We start from the raw sequence: 14,835 nt of genomic DNA, 5'->3' as shown, positions 1-14,835 counted from the left end.
AAAAAATGTACGAATCCCCCGAAGCCTTCATGGCATACGTGAAAGAAAAAAATCCTAACCAACCCGAATTCCACCAAGCAGTAGACGAAGTCATAAACTCCGTTTGGCCAGTTATCGAAAACAACCCAAAATACCAAAACGCCAACGTCTTAGAGCGCATAATCGAGCCTGAACGAGCAGTAATGTTTAGGGTAACATGGGTTAACGATAAAGGCGAAACCAAAGTAAACAAGGGCTACCGAATTCAAATGAACAGCGCCATAGGCCCCTACAAGGGTGGGCTGCGTTTCCACCCCAGCGTCACATTAAGTGTGCTCAAGTTTTTAGCCTTCGAACAAGTGTTTAAGAACTCGTTAACCACCCTGCCGATGGGCGGCGCTAAAGGCGGCTCAGATTTTGACCCCAAAGGAAAAAGCGACGCCGAAGTCATGCGTTTCTGCCAGAACTTTATGCAGGAGCTCTCCCGCTATATTGGTCCAGACACCGATGTTCCCGCCGGCGACATAGGCGTCGGCGGCAGAGAAATCGGCTTTATGTTTGGGATGTACAAGAAAATACACAATGAATTCACCGGCGTGTTAACTGGCAAAGGCCTCAACTGGGGCGGCAGCTTAATCCGGCCTGAAGCAACCGGCTACGGCGTAACTTACTTTGCGGAAGAAATGCTTAAACAAAAAAACGAAAGCTTCGAGGGCAAAACCGTGGCTATATCAGGTTCAGGTAACGTTGCCCAGTATGCAGTGGAGAAAGTCTCTGAACTCGGCGGAAAAGTAGTTACCCTATCTGACAGCGACGGCGCCATCTATGACCCCGAAGGCATCTCCGGAGCCAAACTCGCCTACGTCATGGATTTAAAAAACAACAAGAGAGGGCGAATAAAGGAATACGTCTCCAAATACCGAAATACGGAGTACTTGGAGGGTAAACGGCCTTGGGAAATCGAATGCGACGTTGCCTTGCCATGCGCCACCCAAAACGAAATCTGCGGACAAGATGCCAAAACCCTTGTGGGCAACGATTGCATCTGCGTTTGCGAGGGCGCTAACATGCCAACAGAACCGCAGGGCGTCAAATGTTTCCTTGAAAACGAAGTCTTGTACGGTCAAGGTAAAGCGGCTAACGCGGGCGGAGTGGCTACTTCGGGGCTGGAAATGTCCCAGAACAGCATGCGTTTGTCCTGGACGCGAGACGAGGTGGATGCGCGTTTACGTCAAATCATGAAGTCAATTCATGCAACCTGCGTTAAGTATGGCAAAGAAGGCGACTACGTAAACTACGTCAAAGGCGCAAACATCGGCGGCTTTGTTAAAGTTGCAGATGCCATGGTGGATCAAGGCATAATTTAGCCGGAGGATAATCAGAAACAAGCAAGGTTTCGCTTATGCCCATAACCCTTAGGATAACATGGAAAACACAGGATGATTCGCAGGTGTGCCCAAAATGCAAGGCGCTGGAGGGCTACACTTGGATAGTAAACCCTGGTGACCCTTATCCTAAGCAACTTATCCACCCCCTCTATGGCCCAGTCTATGATACACGCCCCGCGGCAGAAGGCAGCCTAGTACATGAAGAAGACGGTCACGTTTGCAGATGCATGCTGCTACATCAATATGACGTAAGTGATGTCTTTGCGAAACTCATCGGTAATAGGGATTTAGAAGAGATAGCTGCGCAAGAAACAAACGAGTAAGGACCGCATTTCAGGGTTAACTTCCGCTGGGAACCGGGCAATGCGGAATTTTTGGTAAATGTTTCGTATTCCTGCATCTAATTAATTTTCACAAAATTTTTAAGCCATTTTTAGCCATAAGGTGTTAGGGTTGCTGTATGCCACAAAACTTTTTTAAAGAAACGGAAAAAAATAATGAATGTAAACCCCAAAAAAGAACTGTTACGCTGGCGTGTGCCGGTTGTGGTGCAGATAATCCAGAGTATCTTCTTGATGACCGCCAGTTGTGTGTAGATTGCTACAAATCCGAAGTTGAGCATTAAACAAGACTAACTTGAACTTGAGTTTGGGTGATTTTGTAGTCTTATAGCTGCTTGTCTCTTTTCCCAATATCTTAACCCTATGTGTACTTGATAAGCTCTGATACCTTACGGTGTAGCCATTACAGCAGGGCGGGAAGAGCAATTCTTTTTCCGCCATTTTAGCGTTACATCCTCGTTTGTTGCGCCCGAATAAAACGCTTCAACATAAGCAAGACTTATTAGCGCATATTTTCAGAGTAGAAACCAGCATAGATTCAGACCAAACGGTCCTATGAAGGGAGAGGGGAAAAACCATAACGAAAACAAAAGTAGCCAGCAGACACTTTAGTTTAGGTCTGCAAGGAAATCAAATGGACCATTTTTTGGGAGAGGCGATACTGCATGACTGATGCACTCTCCAAAAACATCCAGACCCTGGAGCGAGCCGAAAACTTGGGCAAACGCTTCTGCCCTCAATGTGGGAGCAAAATGAAAACCTGCTGTGATTTACATCGCCAATTCAACCTTGTGGGTCATCGCCCCAACGGCGTCCACAATGGCCCCGAGCGGTGGATTTGCCTCTGCTGTGGGCTAATCGAGTACAAGGATTTTGCGATGCGGGCAATGTTCGGTCGAGCAGGCACATTGACGTAGACGCTCGTCATCCTTTTGGGCTATTGGGTCTGAACCGAGAGGTCCAGCACCGTTTGTTTCTCGTATTTTGGCCTAATCATCAGCACATCTTCAATGTATGCCCTAAGCGGCTCCGCGACGCTCCAGGCTTGAGCTATGCAGCCTCGGGGCAGAAACGGCGAATCCCCATCATATATCTCGTTGATGGTTCCTAAGCCGCCGCGGCTCAACTCGGCATCGAAGAGGGGCTCTATGAAGGTTCTGTAGGCGGATTCTCGGTTGAAGTCAGCGTATCCTTTAGCCCTAAGATACGCCGTCGTGAAGGGACCCGTCAACCAGGGCCACACAGTGCCGCAGTGATACGCCTGATCTCTAGCTTCCCTGCCGCCCTCATATCTGCCTCTGTAACGTGGATCCTTAGGCGAGAGCGTCCGCAACCCAACCGGCGTGAGAAGCTCTGATTGCACAAAATCGACCACCTGACCGATTTTTTCTTTATCAATTATCGAAAAATCCAGCGCCCCCGCAATCACCTGATTAGGCCTAGTTGACCAGTCCGCGTCGCCGGCATCGTCAATAAGGTCATAGAGCGAATTACTTTTAGGGTTCCAGAATTTCTCGCAGAAACTCTCCCTTGCCTGCTCAGCCATCTCCGCGTAGTCTTCGGCAGCTTGTTTCTCATGGTACTTGAGGGCAAACAGCTGCATGGCACGCAATGCATTATACCATAAAGCCTGAACCTCCACGGCTTTTCCCCCCCGCGGAGTCACCGGGCTCTCGCCTACCACCGCATCCATCCACGTCAACTGGGGCCCATGCGCTAGCAGCCCATCGTTATCCACGTGGATGCCGTTTAGGGTTCCTCTTTTGTGGTTCTCAAAAATATCTTTGAGGGTGCCCCACAGCGCCTTCGCCACGAACTCGTAGCCGCCGGTGTATTTCACGTACTGCAGTATCGAGTTAACGTACCATAGGGTGCCGTCGACGGTGTTGTAGAGGGGCTCGCCGGTTTTGTCATCAATCAGATTCGGAACCAAGCCTTGGCGGCAGTAATGAGTGTAATCTAGAATCACGCTTCGGGCATCCTCAAACTTTGCGGTGGCAAGCAGCAAACCCGGCAGGGAAATAAAGCTGTCTCGGCCCCATGAGCCAAACCACTGGTACCCCGCGATGATGAAGCGTTTGTCTTTATCTCCGCTAACGTTAAAATCGTTGGCGGCCTGCAGAAGCCAATTTAACCCATCGGTGGCTTTGAACTCTCCCAATGACGAGTAAACGCTGCCAAGCATTTTTCGGCGCCTTTCCAGTTCTTCACTGAAGACTTTTTGGATCGAAGCAACATCTGAGCCGAATTCAGCTAGGGTTGTTTGGGTTTCCTGCATGCTGCTGTTAACTGCGGTGGCGATGGCGAAGTTGGCTGTAGTGTTTTTTGGGGCGTGGAATTCAAAGAAGCCGGGAATGTAGCTTTCGTCGCTGCTTGATTCCCCCCGGTTTTCTTCTTCCCGATAGAAGACTCCGTCAGCCCACACTGGCCGCTGCATAAAGCTGCCGCCAACCGCTTTAATTGCCACGCACGCGGGCGGGTCTTTAAATGTTAATTCAAGCGTGTTCTCGGTTGCGTTCTGATCGAATAGAACAGGTTTCTCTTTTCTGTTAATGGAGTAATGATAGTGCCTATACGATAAAAGCGGATAAACCTTGATCGCCGCGTCGGTTTGGCTTGAATTCGTCACATGGTAATGTGCAATGACCGCGTTTTTTGCGTAGGGCAATACGAGGGATTTCTCTATCTCCACTTCGCCGGCTCGGTAGATGTAGATTGGAAGGGGAGAAACCTGGAACTGGGTTAAGTACTTGTATCCCTGAGGATAAATGTCATGGCGGAAATCGTTTGCGCCAAGCTGGTAGATTTTACCGTCGACGTCGATGTCCTCGTCGAGTTTCGAGAGGATGACGGTTCGGTCGCCTGGCGGATGCAGAGCTGCCACAAGTAACGCATGATATTTTCTGGTGTTTAATCCCAGAACAGTAGATGAGGCATATCCGCCTAAGCCATTGGTTATCAGCCACTCTTTTTTTATGGCTTGTTCAAACTGCGAAATGTCGTTTTGCCTAAACACTATCGAGGGCAGCTCCAAAGCTTTCACTCTCCAAAGTACTTTTCCGCTTCGTTAATAATAAAATATGTTGGCACAGACTGTTCCGATGAGCTTAAATTCGCTGACTTTTCGTCGGGGACCAGCCGCTCCTTGCATATTCCTCCATGACTTCGTGGTAGGCACGTTTCGTCTGCTGAGCTATCCTGTCCCAACCATACCTCTCCGTAACCACCCTATACGCTTCTTGCCTAAGGCGCCCCCGATAGCCCTCATCGAGCAGAACCCTGTTAATCCCCCATGCAAGCGATGAAGCATCATTAGGGTAAACCTTCACTCCAGAAACGTCATGTTCAACGATTTCGGACATGCCGCCCGTGTCAGAAACCACCACCGGGCTCCCCGCAGCCATAGCCTCCAACGCCACGATTCCAAACGGTTCAAACAGGGACGGAACAACCGTCACGTCCGCTATCTTCTGTAGTTTCAGCAGCGAATTCTCATCCATGAAGCCTTCGAAAAAGACTTTATGGTCCAAGCCGAGGCCATGGACGATGCTTTGCAGTTGCTCTTTCATGTAGCCGCTGCCGACTATGATGAATTTAGCGTTGACTTGGCTTAGAACCTGGGGCATCGCATTAACCAGCACATGAATGCCCTTTTCGTAAACTAACCTTCCCACGAATAAAACTATTTTTTCTTCAGGCAACGCAAAATTGCTCCTAAACTCCTCCTCCACTTTGAGGTCCTCGTAGGTTTTGGCGTAAACGCCGTTTGGAATCATAACCATCTTGTTATCAGGCAGCGAGAACGCCCACTTAACATGCGAAATCATGTAGTGGCTGCAGCAGATTACCCGCCATGCTTCATAAGTTAGCCAATTCTCGGTTTCATGGATCATATTTTCGGTTGTGGTATGCAAACTCTCCCGTCGCCCGATTTCGGTGGAATGCATCGTTACAAGGAGGGGTTTTCTAAAAACATGTTTAAGCCCCACTGCGGCGTCGGCTACAAGCCAGTCGTGCGCATGGAAAACGTCGATTTTGCCCCCTAGCTCCCGCACCAGACGAGCGGCGTCTTTTTGCATGTTCACATTCATCAGGTAAACCCATGAGGCAAAATCGGGGGATGGATTCCTGTAAGAGTAGATGCGGTGCACCTCGATTCCATCCATCACCTCATCGGTTGATGCGTTGGGGAAATCGCAGGTTACCACATGGACATTGATGCCCTGTTTAACAAGGTCCCTAGCTAAGAAGTACACGTGAGGCGAGATTCCTCCGATAACTCGAGGCGGAAACTCCCATGAAAGCATCATAACCGTCAAGTTATCAGCCGTTTTTGGTTTCCTCCAGCAGCTTAACGTAGCCGCACGCGTCATCGGGGACACTGGCGTCGGCAACGCGGATTTTGATTTTGGGAACATGATAGAACCTTGCGATTTCATCACGCATCAAATCGGATTTAACCCCCACTAAGCCGGCTTCATACATGCCCAGCCACTCTAAACTTTCGATCGCCATGTTAAACGGCAAACTTGCGCCTGCAGCACGATGGTACTCTATGCTGTCAACTGAGAAAAGAAACGGTATGCCCAATCCCAGCTTAAGGGTGGTGGCTGCTGGAACAAAGTGCCAATCAAAAACATCGATGACATCTACGCCGCCTGTATCATAGTATATGTTGGCTGCGGCTTTTTCGATCTCTTGATTTAACATTAAAACCCATGTTAATAGATCAGGGTGAGTTCGGATGGGGTTTGGGACATAGATTATTTTTACGCCCGCTTCGTCTGTTTGGCTGTAGGGGCCGTCGGTGTAGGTTACAACGTCGACTTCAACGTTGCGGGCGGCTAACTGATTCGAAATCGCCTTTACGTAATTGGCTAACTGCCCCCTAGTATTCGGCGGATACTCCCAGCAGAAAACGACTACCTTCATAAAACTCGCTAGTGAAAATGTAAAAACAGATTAATAATGCCTATTACAAACGCTAAATTACCAAATTAACATAACCCCAGAAACGTAAGCCTTTAATGTCGAAATGCGGCATTACAAACATCGATTTATCCGGTTTTTTGAAGGCTATGGAGACTAAACCTGATTCATACTTATGTAGTCAGCTAAAGAAGCGGCAGGAACACGATTTATTACCCGCGGTTATTGCCTACCAACGCATCGACGGCCCCGGTTCAAGTTTGGACCTGCGTGAATTCCAGCAAGCCCTATGGCGTCTGCCTCGAATCCCCCAAAACATCCGAGCGGATCCGTCTTTAGCTTGGACCAGAAATCTCCCCCGCACCATAGCTATCTCTATCGACACGGGGACAAAGGTTACTGCATATCCATTTGAAGCCGGCATGATTTGCGTTGAATCCCGAGACTACGGCTTTGAATTGGTCTCAGCAGCCGGCGAGGTGCTGCCCACCAAAGAGAGTTGGCTGCTTAAAATCGCCGATACCTTCAGCCTCTCCGGCGTCAAGTTCGTTCTTGAAAATCTGCGCCCAAACATTAAATCCTCAGGGTTAGGCGGCTCCGCAACCGCCGCCGTCGGGTTATGTATCCTCGCAAACGATTTAGCTGGCAAACCGTTTAGTCGAACTCAGCTTATCGCTTTGGCTTCAAGGATGGAGCAGGATTTAGGCGTCAGTATTGTGGGCACGCAGGAGCAGTCTAATGTCCTGTTCGGCGGAGTCACCGACTACGTTTGGTTCCCCTGGGGGTATCCTAACCGGTCACCTACGGGTTTTGGAGCATCATTGCGCTCTGAACTTTTACCTCCAAGCAGCTACCTGGAATTGGAGTCACATATGGCTATTTATCACAGCGGAAAAACAAGAAACAGCTCCAAAGTAAACTCTGTCTGGCGCGAGGCATTATCCAGCCCTGAAGGTTTTGGGCTTCAAAAAAAGACCCCGCATTTGGCTTACGAGTTTAGGGAGGCCCTGCGACTGAGAAACTGGACACAAGCAGCCAACAGCATCCGTAGTTACCGTGAAATCCGAACCATCCTCAGCGCTAATTACATGGATGGCTCCGAGGAAATGGCCAATGAAGCGCAGACCGTGGGCTGTGAGGTTTTTCCGTTGGGTGCTGGAGGGGGCGGAGCGGTTTTCTTTTTCTCCGATAACCCCCGTTCAGTTGAAGCTCTGAGGGATAAGTTAAGCGGGAAATATGAGGAAATACCCTTCCATATTAAAGAAAGGGGACATGAGTTGATTAATCCAATCTCCATCAACGCTTGACGCCTTCAAGAAAGCCGTGGCGCGCTGGGTTGGGCTGATTGGTTGATGCTAAAAAAACTGTGACCTATCTAATGGTTGATTTCAGTAAGATAGGCAAAATTCTCGTTAGACGGGTGGGGGACCGGAGACCCTCATTTCCGCATGCTCAAGATCCTTTAGTTCCTTTATCTCATTCTTCACGGTAACGACGTCTCCGACATGATCAATCGCTTCTACCGGCAAAGAAATGATCGGTTTGGTTCTGACGCTGATCAACCCCGTTTTGAAACCAAGTTGCTTTGCAACTTCATCAGAGAGTTGAACATGAAAATGAGAGACTTTCCAATCATCCATGCTGATTTCTATTCCTTCTACTTCACCGATTAAGCTGCCTCTAACACCGATTACCTTTTTGCCTTTCAATGTTTCAGCTGAGACCAAAAAATCACCTACTACCATTAGCCTAACAGTTATTAAATATCTTTGTTTGCATCTTTAAGCTACAACAGTCAAAAAACGGCACGCTACTCCGCCGTATCTTTGTAGCTAAAGCTAACGCTAAAGAAACAGGGAATTGAATCAGAAATTGGGCTATCTTATTTTCTTAGTTTATGTCTTTCCGAGGTTACTTTTTCTAGGAGTTCCTTGGGGTCGGAGATTTCTTGTTTGAGCGTGATGCTATCGGGGCCTATTGGACCCATCATGCTAACTGGCAACGGTACAACAGACTTGGACATCATGCCGCTTTTTATGTCAAAGATTTTTTCCATTTCCTTTGCTAGTGCAACTTCGATTTCTGTGATTGCCCAGTTATTTTCATCGATTTCGATGCCTGCGACTTCTCCCATCAGCATACCTTTGAAGGTAATGACTTTTTTGCCCAAAATTTTCTCTGGCTTTACCAACCATAATCACCATTAACCTTTCAGCCCATGTGGGTTTAAAAACATTTGTTTGCTTCACAACGTTAACACAACCAAAGTTGTCAGGTTCAAATGAGGATTTTTTAACATATGTTCAGGCGCTCTTTCGCTGTAAGCTCAGATGCATTGGCACTCGGCATCTTGCAGCTACCCTGCTGAGAGGTCAAAATCCTTAAAAAGACAGGAATCCTAGTCTAATAGTGCTGATTTTTCTGCAGATTGTGGAGGTGAATTGATGATACGTATTTTTGCCACTATAGGCTTCATTTTAGCCCTGATAGGCGGGCTGCTCCTAATCTTCATTGGAATCGCCGCGGCACTAGGCATCTTTTGGTTGATTTTCTATCCGGCATTTGCGTTAACAGCCCTGTTCTGGGGAATAATCATCTTTGTACTGGGGTTAATCGCCGCGGGAGGAGCAAAGTTTGTTCGGCACCTAGGAACCGCGCTGTTGCTTTTACTGGTGGGCATAGTGGCTTCGCTGCTTGGCGCCTGGTTTGCGGCTTGGCTCATTGTAGTTGGAGCAATATTTGGTATACTCTCAAAACTCTAGAAGGCTAAACGGATTATTTGACGGTGAACCACCATATTTTCCCCTTTAACCATTATAGCCGGTGCTGATTGGGCTCAAATCCCCGCATTCTTCGCCGCAGTAGCCTTTGCCTTTGTAACCGTGTTGTCCTTCAAGATCCGTCTCTACGCGGGGCGCCGAAAAGACAGAATCATCGCCGTCTTCGGCGGCATAATCGCCGCTTACGTTTTCGTCGATTTAATCCCAAACATTGCCTCCTCCAACGAACTCATCAAAGAAATCGCGGACTCCCAAACCCGATATGTTTACGAAGAATCCCTGTTCCTGGTTGTGTTTGTTGGTTTTCTCATTTTTTTCTCGCTTGAATATTTGGCTGTGACCTCCCAGAAAACCATCGATAGCGCATCCCAGAAAAGTAAGAGTTCAAAGGGCGTTTACGTTGTTCACTTTGCAGCTTTAGCGTTTTTAGAGTTCGTGCTGAGTTATATCTTGCTTTTCGAGTACAAAGCAAGCGTCATCGGCGGGGTACTCTTCACCTTCGCGGTTGCTCTGCATCTCTTCATCGCCGATAACACCCTGGCGGATAACTATGGCTCATATATCACCAGAAATGGGCGGTATCTGGCCTCTGCTATCCCCCTATTTGGCTGGGCTGCATCTGTTGTTTTCCCCGAAAAAACAGCCGCGGCATATCTGCTTTTAGCCTTCGTTTCAGGGTCCATTCTCTACATGGCTATCAAAGATGAAATTCCCACAAGGGGCCAAAAAAGGTTTTTAGCTCTTTTTTTGGCGGGGGCAATATCGTATACTTTGCTTTTGGTTGCCTACTCACTCGTAGGCTAATAAAAACTTGCCTTATCGGTTCCTTAGTGATTCTGGGCGGCTAGCAAGTGGCTGTGTAGGCACACTCACATAGGCTTAAGAAGTTAAGTCCCTAGTTTGAAAGTGATTAAGGGCCTTTGAGGTATAACTTACTTTTTAGGACAGTGCAACAGACGTGGGCAGCGCCAAAAAAGCTGGGTTGTTTAGTTCAATTATTCTTCCCTTAGCCCTAGCGCAGTTCATCTGCAGCTACGCCGCCTCAAACATGAACGTGGCCATAAGCGACATAGCCACCGATTTGGGCACCACCGTTACAGGCGTGCAGGTTGCCATAACCTTCTTTACCTTAACCATGGCGGCTTTGATGATTCCAGGCAGCAAACTCACCGATATAGCTGGGCGCAAAAAGATTTTCCTGATTGGCTTAAGCATCTACGCGGCTGGGGCGCTGATTGGGGCGCTGGCGCCTGTAGTAGGCGTCCTCATCTTTGGTTATTCGCTTCTTGAAGGCTTAGGCTCCGCGCTTCTAATCCCTCCCGTGTACATACTGGTCACTGTCTCCTACAGCGGGGTGGCTAGGGCCAAAAACTTCGGCATCGTCAGCGCCGCAGCTGGAATCGGCTCGGCTGCGGGTCCCCTCATCGGCGGTTTAGTCACGACCGCGATCAGCTGGCGCGCCTCCTTTATTTTGCAGGTTCTAGTTGTGATAGCGATTATCTTTCTTAGCCTGCGGATTGTGGAGCCGCCCAGAACCGGGCCCAAGCACCATTTTGATTTCCTTAGCGCTATTCTTTCGGCGGCGGGTTTTCTGCTGATTATTTTAGGGCTTCAAACCACCTCTACATACGGCTGGTTTGTATCCTCCGCGAACGTGACGATAAACAACACGGTAATAATCCCGGCCGGCAGCATATCTCCCTTCTTAATCTTCCTAATCGCGGGAATAGCCTCCAACATATTATTCTACCTCTCCATTCGGCACAGGGAAAGAATCGGCAAAGAACCCCTACTTCAAACCCATATTTTACACAACAAAATATCCAACCTGGGTTTAGTCACCCAAAACATTCAATGGCTGATTTTGCAGGGAAGCTTCTTTGTTATTTCAGTATTCCTGCAGACAATACGCGGATACAACGCCATCGAAACAGGTTTGATTTTAACTGCCTCCACCATCGGCGTCCTATTTACTTCCGCTTTAGCTGGAAGATTAGCAAAGAAACGCTCTCAGCGCCTCAACATACGCGGAGGATTCATCTTAACGATCATAGGTATACTTCTGCTGCTTGCACTGGCCAGTGCAGTGTCATCGATTTTCTATTTCCTGCCCGGGTTATTTCTCATCGGCGCCGGCGTGGGAATAATGCTTACTTCCTCAGTTACCGTTGTCCAGTCCGCTTTCCCCGAAAAAGATCAAGGCGAAATATCAGGCTTATCTAGAAGCATCTCAAATTTGGGTTCGTCGATGGGTGTGTCAATTGTCGGCTCGGTTCTAATCAGTTCGGTTCTTCCAAATAATGAATCATTCGGGTTAGCATTAATTGTTATGGTCACATTTGCGATGGTTGGTTTGGTTGCAGCTATCCTGATTCCCAAAACAGCTGAACCGAACAAAAAACAGGGCCCCTGACCCTCTCGCCGCATGCCACTGTTGGGCTGACCAGAGACTTGTGCCTTCGCTTTGAAGTCACACAATCATATTAAATCGGCTCTATTACTGTTTTTCAGCGTGCTATTTTTAGTTTTGAGGTAAGAGTTTGTCAACTGAAAGAGATAGGTTAATTCAAGCCCGCGAAGAGCATGTCCCCTGGCGTAAGTGGGGTCCATACCTGAGCGAGCGGCAATGGGGAACCGTTAGGGAAGACTACAGCAACGATGGGTCCGCATGGGACTATTTCTCTCATGATCAATCCCGCTCCAGAGCTTACCATTGGGGCGAAGACGGCATAGCGGGGATATCTGATGATAAACAGTACCTGTGTTTCTCGGTTGCCCTCTGGAATGGAAAGGACCCGATTCTTAAGGAGCGGCTGTTTGGTTTAACCAACAGCGAAGGTAACCACGGCGAGGACGTGAAAGAGTACTACTTCTACCTTGACAGCACCCCCACGCATTCCTACATGAAGTACCTCTACAAGTACCCCCAAAACGCCTATCCCTACCTGGACTTAGTTAACACGAACCGCTCGCGAAGCCGCTTTGACCTCGAGTACGAATTGTTAGATACAGGTATATTCAACCAAGACAAGTACTTCGACGTCTACGTCGAGTACGCTAAAGAGTCCCCCGAAGAAATCCTGATACAGATAACCGCTTTTAACAGGGGAAACGAGGATGCAACATTAAATATACTGCCGACCTTGTGGTTCCGCAACATCTGGTATGGCAGCAAAGTCCCCATGGAGCGCCCCACCATATGTGAGATAGAGTCAGTTCCTATGCCTAACGTGAGTGCAGTGGAGGCTGAACATCAATTCCTTGGTAAACGCTATCTGTACTGCGCAGCCCAAGCGCCGTTGCTCTTCACCGAAAACGAGAACAACAACAAACGTCTGTTCGGAACCACAAACCTTACCCCGTACGTAAAGGACGGTATCAACAACTTCGTGGTAAACAAAGACTACAGTGCCGTGAACCCCATTCATATTGGAACCAAGGCATCGGCGAATTACGAATTAACGATTCCTGCTAAGCAGTCAAGAACGGTGAAGCTGAAGCTAACTGATAGGGCGCCTGAAAAACTCGGTGACCAAGACCTCTTCGATGAAGGCTTCGACGAAACCTTTGAGGAGCGCAGAAGAGAAGCAGACATATTCTATGATTCCCTTAGCCCCAAAGCATTAACTGATGATGAGCGAAATGTGCTGCGGCAGGCGCTTTCAGGGCTGCTTTGGAGCAAACAGTACTACGAGTATGACCTATCTAAATGGTTAAACGAGCACCAGGTTGACTACTACACCGAACAGAAAGACATCCGTAACATAAACTGGTTCCACATGGTTAACAGCGACGTCATCTCGATGCCGGATAAATGGGAGTACCCCTGGTACGCCGCCTGGGATTTGGCGTTCCACACAATAGCCATCTCCATGGTTGACCCCGACTTTGCCAAGCAGCAACTTAACCTGATGTTAAACGAGCGGTACCTGCACCCCAACGGCCAATTCCCCGCTTATGAATGGAACTTCAACGACGTCAACCCGCCCGTCCATGCCTGGGCAGTAATATTCAACAACAACCTCGAACAGGCGCTGCATGGCAAGAGCGACATGGTTTTTCTTGAGAACTCATTCCAGAAGCTGCTGATGAACTTCACCTGGTGGGTGAACCGCAAAGACAACGCCGGCAACAACATCTTCCAGGGCGGTTTTCTGGGTCTAGACAACATTGGGCTCTTCGACCGAAGCGCCAAGTTTCCTGCGGGGGTGACGCTGGATCAGGCGGATGGAACCGCTTGGATGGCGATGTTCTGTCAGAACATGCTGACTTTATCTACGATTCTTGCGCAGGACAACCAAGCCTACGAGGAGCAGGCAATAAAATTCTTCGAGCACTTTCTCTGGATTGCCCATGCGATGAACAGCGGCTCGGAGAAGCGGCTTGGCCTGTGGGATGAGGAGGACGGCTTCTACTATGACATACTGCGGCACACCGATGGGCGACAGGTCAGGTTGAAGGTGCGTTCGATGGTGGGTTTAATTTCGCTTTGCGCCAACAGCGTATTCAATGCAGATGCAGTCGAGAAAATGCCGCATTTCCTTGAGCGTGTAACATGGTTTGTGCAGAATCACCCCGAATTGGTTGCTCATATACATCGGCCTGGATTGCGGGGCGTAAACAACACTTTTCTGCTTAGCCTCTTAACCGATGACCAACTGCGGCGTATACTGGCAAGGATGCTTGATGAGAACGAGTTCCTCAGTCCCCACGGCATTCGTTCCCTCTCCCACGTCTATGCAGATAACCCCTACGACGTCACCTTAGGCGAGCAATCCTTCAGCATACAGTATGCCCCTGCTGAATCAACCACTGGTGCCTTCGGCGGAAACTCTAATTGGCGTGGACCCGTCTGGTTCCCGATAAACGCGCTTATAATCCGAGCGCTGATAAACTTGTATGCCTACTATGGCGACGACTTCAAGGTTGAATGCCCCACAGGCTCAGGAAAAGAAATGAATCTTCTCCAAGTCAGCGGCGAAATTGCCCGGCGCCTGGGAACCATATTTTTAAGGGACAGCAACGGGAAACGCCCAGTTTATGGTGGATCAGAAAAGTTCCAAACCGACCCCAACTGGAAAGACAACATCTTATTCTACGAGTACTTCCATGGCGACAACGGAGCTGGATTAGGCGCAAGCCACCAGACAGGCTGGACGGGGCTCGTGGCGGTTCTATACAAGCTGTATGGTTCAGCGCCGGGTGGTTTTCGGGGGGAAAAACAGGGGCAAGAGTTGATGTTTAAGAGGCTGGCAAACCAATAAGTGGATTTCGGTTTAGGTCTTTGCCTGTTTTTCTCGAAGGCTTGCTTCATGGCTAATTCTTTAGCTGAGCCCTTATCTTCACGTATGGGTTACTCTGCTAACGATAACATATTGTTGTAATAACAAATTTTAAATCTCGCCGCTTGTCAATAAG

At 48.7% G+C, this 14,835-nt stretch carries 14 protein-coding genes; 9 read left to right on the top strand and 5 right to left on the bottom strand.

The genetic code is table 11. The features are described 5' to 3' along the window. Positions 1 to 5: 5 nt before the first annotated feature. The 4 genes from gdhA (at position 6) to NWE93_02590 (ending at position 2,625) form a co-directional block, all read left to right on the top strand. Positions 6 to 1,346: an NADP-specific glutamate dehydrogenase gene (gene gdhA / locus NWE93_02605; protein MCW3999112.1), complete on the top strand. Its 1,341-nt coding sequence runs from the start codon at positions 6 to 8 to the stop codon at positions 1,344 to 1,346. 35 nt (positions 1,347 to 1,381) lie between these two features. Next, positions 1,382 to 1,690: a hypothetical protein gene (locus tag NWE93_02600; GenBank protein ID MCW3999111.1), complete on the top strand. Its 309-nt coding sequence runs from the start codon at positions 1,382 to 1,384 to the stop codon at positions 1,688 to 1,690. Positions 1,691 to 1,827: 137 nt separating this feature from the next. Then, entirely contained in the window at positions 1,828 to 1,992 is a 165-nt protein-coding gene (locus NWE93_02595; GenBank protein ID MCW3999110.1) for a hypothetical protein, read from the top strand. A gap of 381 nt (positions 1,993 to 2,373) precedes the next feature. Beyond that, positions 2,374 to 2,625, top strand: a complete 252-nt coding sequence (locus tag NWE93_02590; GenBank protein ID MCW3999109.1) for a hypothetical protein — start codon at positions 2,374 to 2,376, stop codon at positions 2,623 to 2,625. Between the two features lie 20 nt (positions 2,626 to 2,645). Here the strand turns inward: NWE93_02590 and NWE93_02585 are convergent, their stop codons facing one another. From NWE93_02585 to NWE93_02575, 3 genes are all read right to left on the bottom strand, one after another. Continuing rightward, positions 2,646 to 4,742, bottom strand: a complete 2,097-nt coding sequence (locus tag NWE93_02585) for a glycogen debranching enzyme N-terminal domain-containing protein (protein ID MCW3999108.1) — start codon at positions 4,740 to 4,742, stop codon at positions 2,646 to 2,648. Between the two features lie 73 nt (positions 4,743 to 4,815). Next, positions 4,816 to 6,126 (bottom strand): glycosyltransferase family 4 protein, encoded by a 1,311-nt coding sequence (locus tag NWE93_02580; GenBank protein MCW3999107.1) that lies wholly within the window; start codon positions 6,124 to 6,126, stop codon positions 4,816 to 4,818. Further along, positions 6,032 to 6,640, bottom strand: coding sequence for a glycosyltransferase (locus NWE93_02575; protein ID MCW3999106.1), 609 nt, complete (start codon positions 6,638 to 6,640; stop codon positions 6,032 to 6,034). Before NWE93_02575 ends, NWE93_02580 begins: the two co-directional genes overlap by 95 nt. Positions 6,641 to 6,786: 146 nt before the next feature. Here NWE93_02575 and NWE93_02570 point away from each other — a divergent pair, with 146 nt between their 5' ends. Further along, positions 6,787 to 7,944 (top strand): GHMP kinase, encoded by a 1,158-nt coding sequence (locus NWE93_02570; GenBank protein MCW3999105.1) that lies wholly within the window; start codon positions 6,787 to 6,789, stop codon positions 7,942 to 7,944. 105 nt (positions 7,945 to 8,049) lie between these two features. On the opposite strand, the gene NWE93_02565 is transcribed toward NWE93_02570, so the two are convergent. Both NWE93_02565 and NWE93_02560 read right to left on the bottom strand, forming a co-directional pair. Then, a complete protein-coding gene (locus tag NWE93_02565) occupies positions 8,050 to 8,364 on the bottom strand; it encodes a hypothetical protein (protein ID MCW3999104.1) in 315 nt (104 codons plus the stop codon). Positions 8,365 to 8,519: 155 nt separating this feature from the next. Then, the gene (locus tag NWE93_02560; GenBank protein MCW3999103.1) at positions 8,520 to 8,828 is read right to left on the bottom strand and encodes a hypothetical protein; all 309 of its coding nucleotides are present in this window, start codon (positions 8,826 to 8,828) and stop codon (positions 8,520 to 8,522) included. A gap of 253 nt (positions 8,829 to 9,081) precedes the next feature. On the opposite strand from NWE93_02560, the gene NWE93_02555 reads away from it, so the two are divergent. The 4 genes from NWE93_02555 (at position 9,082) to NWE93_02540 (ending at position 14,681) form a co-directional block, all read left to right on the top strand. Next, positions 9,082 to 9,399, top strand: coding sequence for a hypothetical protein (locus tag NWE93_02555; GenBank protein ID MCW3999102.1), 318 nt, complete (start codon positions 9,082 to 9,084; stop codon positions 9,397 to 9,399). A gap of 123 nt (positions 9,400 to 9,522) precedes the next feature. Then, positions 9,523 to 10,221, top strand: coding sequence for a hypothetical protein (locus NWE93_02550; GenBank protein MCW3999101.1), 699 nt, complete (start codon positions 9,523 to 9,525; stop codon positions 10,219 to 10,221). Between the two features lie 154 nt (positions 10,222 to 10,375). After that, on the top strand, positions 10,376 to 11,830 hold the full coding sequence (locus tag NWE93_02545) for an MFS transporter (GenBank protein MCW3999100.1): 1,455 nt from the start codon (positions 10,376 to 10,378) through the stop codon (positions 11,828 to 11,830). Between the two features lie 127 nt (positions 11,831 to 11,957). Next, positions 11,958 to 14,681 carry a glucosidase gene (locus NWE93_02540; protein MCW3999099.1) on the top strand — a complete coding sequence of 908 codons (2,724 nt, stop codon included), beginning with the start codon at positions 11,958 to 11,960 and terminating at the stop codon, positions 14,679 to 14,681. The last annotated feature ends 154 nt before the right edge of the window (positions 14,682 to 14,835 follow it).

The sequence above is a fragment of the Candidatus Bathyarchaeota archaeon genome (genome assembly GCA_026014735.1).
Classification (GTDB): Archaea; Thermoproteota; Bathyarchaeia; order Bathyarchaeales; family Bathycorpusculaceae; genus Bathycorpusculum.
Note: the sequence above shows the minus strand (reverse complement) of the source record. Positions and strands in the feature narration are given on the sequence as shown.

Coding starts and splice junctions, on each gene's coding strand:
- NWE93_02555 (MCW3999102.1), top strand. CDS start 9,082: ATGATACGTATTTTTGCCACTATAGGCTTCATTTTAGCCCTGATAGGC.
- NWE93_02580 (MCW3999107.1), bottom strand. CDS start 6,126: ATGTTCCCAAAATCAAAATCCGCGTTGCCGACGCCAGTGTCCCCGATG.
- NWE93_02575 (MCW3999106.1), bottom strand. CDS start 6,640: ATGAAGGTAGTCGTTTTCTGCTGGGAGTATCCGCCGAATACTAGGGGG.
- NWE93_02590 (MCW3999109.1), top strand. CDS start 2,374: ATGACTGATGCACTCTCCAAAAACATCCAGACCCTGGAGCGAGCCGAA.
- gdhA (MCW3999112.1), top strand. CDS start 6: ATGTACGAATCCCCCGAAGCCTTCATGGCATACGTGAAAGAAAAAAAT.
- NWE93_02570 (MCW3999105.1), top strand. CDS start 6,787: ATGGAGACTAAACCTGATTCATACTTATGTAGTCAGCTAAAGAAGCGG.
- NWE93_02600 (MCW3999111.1), top strand. CDS start 1,382: ATGCCCATAACCCTTAGGATAACATGGAAAACACAGGATGATTCGCAG.
- NWE93_02595 (MCW3999110.1), top strand. CDS start 1,828: ATGCCACAAAACTTTTTTAAAGAAACGGAAAAAAATAATGAATGTAAA.